General features: G+C 68.1%; 10 protein-coding genes and 1 pseudogene. 5 read left to right on the forward strand and 6 right to left on the reverse strand.

Annotated elements, in window-relative coordinates; translation table 11 throughout:
* Positions 1 to 70: 70 nt before the first annotated feature.
* Positions 71 to 220 carry a hypothetical protein gene (locus ACWGH4_RS06910; RefSeq protein ID WP_453456615.1) on the reverse strand — a complete coding sequence of 50 codons (150 nt, stop codon included), beginning with the start codon at positions 218 to 220 and terminating at the stop codon, positions 71 to 73.
* A 36-nt stretch (positions 221 to 256) separates the two neighbouring features.
* Positions 257 to 538, reverse strand: a complete 282-nt coding sequence (locus tag ACWGH4_RS06915; RefSeq protein ID WP_453456618.1) for a transposase — start codon at positions 536 to 538, stop codon at positions 257 to 259.
* A 14-nt stretch (positions 539 to 552) separates the two neighbouring features.
* Here ACWGH4_RS06915 and ACWGH4_RS06920 point away from each other — a divergent pair, with 14 nt between their 5' ends.
* Positions 553 to 1,599, forward strand: coding sequence for a hypothetical protein (locus ACWGH4_RS06920; RefSeq protein ID WP_453456621.1), 1,047 nt, complete (start codon positions 553 to 555; stop codon positions 1,597 to 1,599).
* Positions 1,566 to 1,919, forward strand: coding sequence for a hypothetical protein (locus ACWGH4_RS06925; RefSeq protein WP_453456624.1), 354 nt, complete (start codon positions 1,566 to 1,568; stop codon positions 1,917 to 1,919). Before ACWGH4_RS06920 ends, ACWGH4_RS06925 begins: the two co-directional genes overlap by 34 nt.
* Positions 1,920 to 2,114: 195 nt before the next feature.
* Here the strand turns inward: ACWGH4_RS06925 and ACWGH4_RS06930 are convergent, their stop codons facing one another.
* Complete coding sequence (locus tag ACWGH4_RS06930) at positions 2,115 to 2,249, reverse strand: hypothetical protein (protein WP_453456627.1); 135 nt, start codon at positions 2,247 to 2,249, stop codon at positions 2,115 to 2,117.
* 18 nt (positions 2,250 to 2,267) lie between these two features.
* Here ACWGH4_RS06930 and ACWGH4_RS06935 point away from each other — a divergent pair, with 18 nt between their 5' ends.
* Positions 2,268 to 2,402 (forward strand): hypothetical protein, encoded by a 135-nt coding sequence (locus ACWGH4_RS06935; RefSeq protein ID WP_453456629.1) that lies wholly within the window; start codon positions 2,268 to 2,270, stop codon positions 2,400 to 2,402.
* A gap of 72 nt (positions 2,403 to 2,474) precedes the next feature.
* Positions 2,475 to 3,131 carry a class I SAM-dependent methyltransferase gene (locus ACWGH4_RS06940; RefSeq protein ID WP_453456632.1) on the forward strand — a complete coding sequence of 219 codons (657 nt, stop codon included), beginning with the start codon at positions 2,475 to 2,477 and terminating at the stop codon, positions 3,129 to 3,131.
* Positions 3,132 to 3,210: 79 nt separating this feature from the next.
* On the opposite strand, the gene ACWGH4_RS06945 is transcribed toward ACWGH4_RS06940, so the two are convergent.
* The 3 genes from ACWGH4_RS06945 to ACWGH4_RS06955 all read right to left on the reverse strand — a co-directional run bounded on the left by ACWGH4_RS06945 (position 3,211) and on the right by ACWGH4_RS06955 (position 5,105).
* Positions 3,211 to 3,603, reverse strand: coding sequence for a nuclear transport factor 2 family protein (locus tag ACWGH4_RS06945; RefSeq protein ID WP_453456635.1), 393 nt, complete (start codon positions 3,601 to 3,603; stop codon positions 3,211 to 3,213).
* A 564-nt stretch (positions 3,604 to 4,167) separates the two neighbouring features.
* Positions 4,168 to 4,590 carry a hypothetical protein gene (locus ACWGH4_RS06950; protein ID WP_453456638.1) on the reverse strand — a complete coding sequence of 141 codons (423 nt, stop codon included), beginning with the start codon at positions 4,588 to 4,590 and terminating at the stop codon, positions 4,168 to 4,170.
* Positions 4,591 to 4,655: 65 nt separating this feature from the next.
* Positions 4,656 to 5,105: a hypothetical protein gene (locus tag ACWGH4_RS06955; RefSeq protein WP_453456641.1), complete on the reverse strand. Its 450-nt coding sequence runs from the start codon at positions 5,103 to 5,105 to the stop codon at positions 4,656 to 4,658.
* A gap of 401 nt (positions 5,106 to 5,506) precedes the next feature.
* Here ACWGH4_RS06955 and ACWGH4_RS06960 point away from each other — a divergent pair.
* Positions 5,507 to 5,760 (forward strand): annotated as a pseudogene (locus ACWGH4_RS06960) (IS5/IS1182 family transposase); the annotation flags it as partial.
* Between the last annotated feature and the right edge of the window lie 402 nt (positions 5,761 to 6,162).

A 6,162-nucleotide genomic window follows, 5' to 3' on the forward strand; every position in this document is an offset into this window, starting at 1 on the left:
GGGCAGCCTGATCATGGCGAACAAGGTGCCGCGTAGCCGATTCGACGGGCCGGTACCAAGCAGCGCCTGATTAGCGTGAACGCCTCCCGCGCTGAGTACGCACCACAGTGAAGTGGCGCCGGTCGGGCGTGGCGACGCGCGGCGTCTTGACCCGCTCGGCGACCGCGACGACCGAGGCGTCGGTGCCGCCCAGCGGCAGACTGGCGTATTCGGGAGCCATTAACGAACGTGTCACCGATCCTGCTGGCTGACTCAGTCACGCGGCGAGGGAGAGGGCGAGGCGGGCAAGGTGGCTGACGCGCGTGCGGTCGAGCGGGTGGCCGTTCCACCAGGCATCAAGGCGAACGAGGTTGAGTGCAACGGCGGAGAAGACGTGCTCCAGGTGGGTCTTCTGGAGACCGAGGTAGCGGGCACGTCTTATCCCGGTGATCGCGACGGCCTGGTGGATGGTTCCCTCGATTCCCGCGCGGGTTCCGTACTTGGCTCGCCACTGCTCGTCGCCCTGCTGGAGGCGGGCATGATCGGCCGACCGGGGCACCGTCCCGGCCCCAGGTGGTGATCAAGACCGAGCCCTTGGGCGACGAGGTCCTGCGGCCGCTGCTGACGGCGTGCTTGCACCTGGTCGACGTGCTCGGACCGCACATCGTGGACTTGCGGACCGAGCTGCGGACCGAGCGGGAGTCCTGGCGCAACGTCGAGTGGTCGAGGAATCGGCGGGACGGCGACCAGCTTGCCGCGCTGGTCGAGGAACATGTGCGGACGGGGCAGCCGCTGCCGCGGATTGAGGGCTTCCAAGTGACCAAGCGCCTCCGCTTGGGGTGGGAACCGAAGGATCCGTTGCTGATAGCCAACTTGCAGCACCTGCTACGGCCGACGGGACACCGGGACATTCACAAGGCTCTCTTTGCCCAGGCCCGGCCGCTGCTGGAGGATGCGGTCGCCGAGGTCGGCACCGAGTACCTGTGGTGTCGCAACCCTGCCGACGCCCCTCGCGCGGACACCGGCGAGTTGATCCCGTGGCCGTTGCCCCTGTCAAACAGGGCTTCCGATGCCCTGATCCGGATCGCAAGTCACGCCTGCACGGTCGCCACCTCAGTGTTGACCGGGATGCGGTCCAGCGAACTGATGGAGCTGACAGTCGGCTGCCGCCGCACGGACGACGCCGACGGCACCGGCCTGGCCCGGCACCGCCTGGTCAGCAAGGTCGTCAAAGGGCGTCTATGGGGCGGCGAGGTCGACGAGTGGGTCGTCATCGAGGAAGTCGTGCGTGTCATCGCCATGGCCGAGCAGCTCACGGACTCTGGGCCTGGACAGCCGTTGTTCGGCGCGTTCAACGGCTTTGAGTCACCAGCGAGGGATACGCCGGCCGACCGGGCGGCGCCCAGGCCGTCTTCCACCACGAGTGGAAGAAGGAGGAGGCCAAGGAGAAGCTCGAGCGGACGGTCGAGGCATACCGGCAGTTCGAACAGGGCGAGATGCCCGCTGGCCCGGGAGCCGATGCGCTGCTGGCTTCCTTCCGCGCCGTCGAACAGGAACTGGCCGGCCACGAGCCGGGCCCGGCGAAGGTGGTCACCGACCGGCAGATCGAGCTGCTGCTGAAGAAGAAGGCGTCGGTCCTGCATCTCTCCGCGGCGAACTACTGCTGGTTCGAGGACCCGGCGAAGGCGCTGTGTCTCAAGCTCGCCGGCACCAGGTCGTCCGCAGCTCCGCTGACCGGGCTGTGTGACAGCTCCCGCTGCCCGCAGGCCACCCACCACCTCGCTCACCGCTCCGCCTGGCAGACCACAGCCGACAACGGCGCCGTCCTGCTCGCCGGCCCTCGGATTCCGGCCGGGGAGAAGGACCGGCTGCGGGCCGAGCACGAGCGGTCCATGCGAGTTCTCAAAGAGATCGACACGGCAGCCGGAGAGGCCAGATGACATGGCACTGAGCCACCAGCAGCGCGACCAGATCGAGCGGCGCATCCGCGCGGCCATCCACCGGCTACTGGCCGGGCAGATCCCAACCGGCGGCACCTGCAACGTATCAAGACGCTCGCCCGCGAGGCGGGCGTCTCCCGCGCGTCCCTCTACCGGACCTGGGGCCACCTCAAGGACGAGTTCGAGAAGCGGCGGTCAGCCGCCTGGGCAGCCGGCCAGCAGCCCGATCCGCGTGAGGCCCGCATCACCCGGTTGCGCGACCTCAACCATCGGCTCACCGGCAAACTCGCCCGCACCCACACCGAGTTCAATCAGCTCAAGGAGCGTCACCGTGTTCTCCTGTCCGTCTTGGCCGCCAAGGATGACGAGCTCCAGCGGCTCCGCCGCGAGCTGAGCACGTTCACCAGCACCCCGGCGTCCGTCCCGGAACTGCAGCAGGGGGATAACGCCGCTGGCGTCGTTCCCCTGTCCCGCCGCTTCTGATCACCGCCCGCGCGGTGGTCGGCACTTGGTGAAGGTACTGATCAGGGCAGGTGGGCACTAGTGTCTCCGGCTGTGACCGAACTGACCTACCTGCACGCCACCCGGGTGGCCTACGACACCGTTGCCGTCGATTACGCCAAGCTCGTGCCCCCCGCGTTCAAGGACGATCTGTACGGCCGCGCGACGATAAGCACGTTCGCCGAACTCACGCGGGCCCTCGACGCCGGGCCCGTCGCTGACCTCGGCTGCGGGCCCGGTCACGTGACGGCACACCTTCAATCTCTTGGGGTGACCGCGTTCGGCATCGACCTGTCCCCGGAGACGGTTGCAGTTGCCCGGCGCAGAAATCCGGACCTGCAATTTGACGAAGGTTCGATGACCAACCTGGACCTGGGGGACGGCAGCGTCGGCGGAGTCATCGCCTGGTACTCAATCGTGCACACCCCTCCGGAGCTGCTGCCGGTCGTGTTCGCAGAGTTCCACCGCGTGCTGGCTCCAGGCGGCCATCTGCTGATCGCCTTCAAGGCCGGTGACAGGCTCCGGCACCTGGAGAATGCATACGGTCACGAGCTGTCCCTCGACGTCTACTGGGTCTCGCCCGACCACATCGCCGAGCTGCTGAGCCAGACCGGGCTGACGGTGGACGCCCGGCTGATCCGCGAGCCGAACGAGCAGGAGAAACCCCGGCAAGGTCAGCAGGCGTACCTCCTGGCCCGAAAGCCGGTGTAGCCGGGAACAAGAGCTGGCGACTGCGTCGGAGGCGGTAGCCCGCCCCGCCTGGCTGAACACCCCATCAAAGCAGGTGTGTTCAGCACTCGGGGACGGGGGTGCCCTGGTGGTAGTAGAGCCGCCATCCGATGTCGCCCTCGCCCTTGCGCCACAGGGAGCTGCGGCGGGCACGGCGGCCGGCGATGACGCTCTCGTACGTGAGGTGCACGAGGTCCGGGGCGAGGAGCACCCCGCGCATGCCGGAGGCCTCAATGCGCGGGCTGTCCGCTCCGCCGTGCAGGGTGGGCAGGGCCGCGGCCGTCTCCTCGTACGTCCAGCGCCGCCCGGAGGCACCGACCTCGACGAACTCGGGGTCGAACAGCCGGACGCCGACGGCGGAGGCCCGGACGGCGGGGTCGTGCAGGCGCAGTTCACCGTCCTTCGCCGCGGCGATCGCGGCTTGTTCCTCGGGGTTCTCATTCGTGTCGATCACGGACGCATCCTCTCCCGCCCCAGAACCCTCGGCAAAGGATCTTCGGGTCCTCGTCCGTAGACCAAAGTGGAGAACATGGCATTCCGGGCCGCAGCGTGCCTGGTCGCATCTGCAGTTGCTTCTTGGGGTTCAACTGGGGGTTACGCCGAGGTGAGCTCCCCTGCAGCGTGACCGTCACCCCCAGCGATGCACTCCGGGTCGACGCATTGACTTTGACAATCGAGACACCACCGAACGACGACCAACCTGGTTCAGCAGATAGGACCAGCCCTGACCAAGACACGAAGGAAGGTGGACACGGCCTACGCCGCGTTAACCCAGTGGTCCCCGACGGTGTGGGCTGCCCACAGGGTCGCGAAGACGGCGGCGAAGGTGGCGATGGTGTCCGTGCTCGAGGCGGTGGTCACTTGGTCTCTCCAGTTGGGTTCGGGTGGGAGGCCTCGGGGCGGGCGGCTGAGTGGTTGGCGACCTGGCGGCCGACCCCCGGGGGTTGCTGCTTCGATGCTGCCGTTGTGTGACCGGATGCTGTGCACACGGGTGGGCACGACGGTCGTGATGTGGCCCTCAGGCCTTGTCGGCGCCAGGAGGGCCGGCCTGGCGGCGATCGGCCTCGTAGGCCGCTTCCACCTTCCGGCGTCCGGACTCATACGTCGCCTGGACCTTGGACCGCTTGGTGAGGGGCTTGTCCTCGTCCGGGTCGATCAGGCGGACCAGGTCGGTCCAGGAGGCGCCGGCGCTCTGGTCTGGGTCGGACTCGCGGCGGTCCCTCAGCGCAACGATCAGCACGTCGCGCCGCTTGGTGAGCTGCCTGAGCAGCCAGGCCGTGGAGTGCAACTGCCCCTTGGCGTGGTGGTCGTCGGCGGCGACGTGGGCGAACTCCATGGGGTCGGCGAGTGCGCGCAGGCCGTCTTGGAGGTGGCCGTCGGTGATGGCCTTGAGGAGCCAGCCGCGGGGGCCGCCCTCGATCCCCAGCGTGTACGTCGTCACGGTTGATCAACGCCCTGGAGAAGGCCCGGGTCACCGCTGCTGCACGACGTGGTGGTGCTGGATCGCTACTGGGCCGGCTGGTGGTCGATGACGGCTTCCTCGCAGGCGGTGTCGGCGAAGGTCTTGAGCGCCTCGAGTTCGACCTTCTCGACGGCCAGGCCCCAGCGGAGCTTGGTCCCAATCCACTCGCCGACGTAGCGGCAGTACTGGTCGGTGGCCGACGGGAGCCACTCGGCCGGTTCCTGGTCGGCCTCCGAACGGTATGTCCCGGCCGTGACCGCGACGAGCGACGTCGACGAGCCTTGGTCATTGGCGTACGCCTCGCGCTCGGCCGCGGCCCAGCCGGAGGGTGCGGTATTCCTCCCTGGCGATGGTGGCTTGCGGTCCGAGCCGGCGTCCTTACTGGTGGGGCCGCTGCCCGGCCAAAAGTGCCCTGATGGCGTTGCGGTCCGCGGGGAGGCCGACGTCGTCGAACCAGGAGGTGATGAGGTGGGTGTATCGCCAGCACACGTCACGCAAGGACACGACACAGGAATTCCGCGACTGGGCCGACAACGGCGGCTCGAACACCCTCGACACGATCCTGACCGATCTTGCGGCAGTCCAAGAAGCATCCAACCCCGCCGACCTCGACGCCCTCCGCAAGAGCTGCCCCACCATGACGGCCAACCTCGAAGTCGCCAAACGGGGCGACACCATGCCCGGCCGGCCAACGCTGGACCCTCGCCCTCGAACACCTCGCCGCATCAGCCGCGGCCTGTTCCGAAGGCGCCGTCAGCGGAGAGCAGGCAGCATTCGACCTGAGGGCGTCCGAGATGGACATCGGCATCAGTCACATCACCGCCGTCAACAAGCACCTCGGCGAAGTCCTCGGCTCATAGCGGCGCTCCCCGCACCCGCGGGGATGGTCCCGCCCAGGTTGCGGGACTGGAACGAGGCGGCGTCTGGCAATGCTTGCATGAGGTCCTGCTGGCCGAGCTCAATGCCGCTTTCCGGCTGGACTGGCCCCGCTGCGTGGTCGACTCCCCCCACGTCAGAGCGCTAAAAGGCGGAGCCAAAAAGGCCATCGCCGGTCGACCGGGGGCGGGCCGGCTCGAAGCACCACCTCATCGCCGACGGCACGGCGCTCCGCTCGCGGTCCTGCTGACCGGCGGCAACCGCAACGACGTTTATCGGCGTCGTCGCCCGCTTGCGGCGCTTACTGGATTCTTGCGATTAGGGGTGCGGCGCCTTTCCCGATCAGTGCAGTGGCCGTGCCGGCGCAGAGTGTTGCGCCTGCGAGGGCGAGTGCGGGAAGGGAGTTGCCGGGGTAGAGCAGCCAAGCCCAAGGCTGCGGTCGACCTCCTAGACCCCATCCGGCTGCTGCGCAGATGAGGGGCACGGTCGCTAGGGCGGCGCCCGCTACTCGATGGCCGAGGAGAGGGGCCAGGAGCAGTGCCAGGCCGATGTATCCGGCGATATTACGGCCGAGGACCATGGCGATGTCGGCACGCCACAGCAGGTGGCAGAGGACTGCTGCCGCCATGGCTGCTGCCGCTGTTCCTAGAAGACTGATGAAGATCTTGTTGAGGG

The sequence above is a fragment of the Streptomyces sp. NPDC054847 genome (assembly GCF_053610925.1).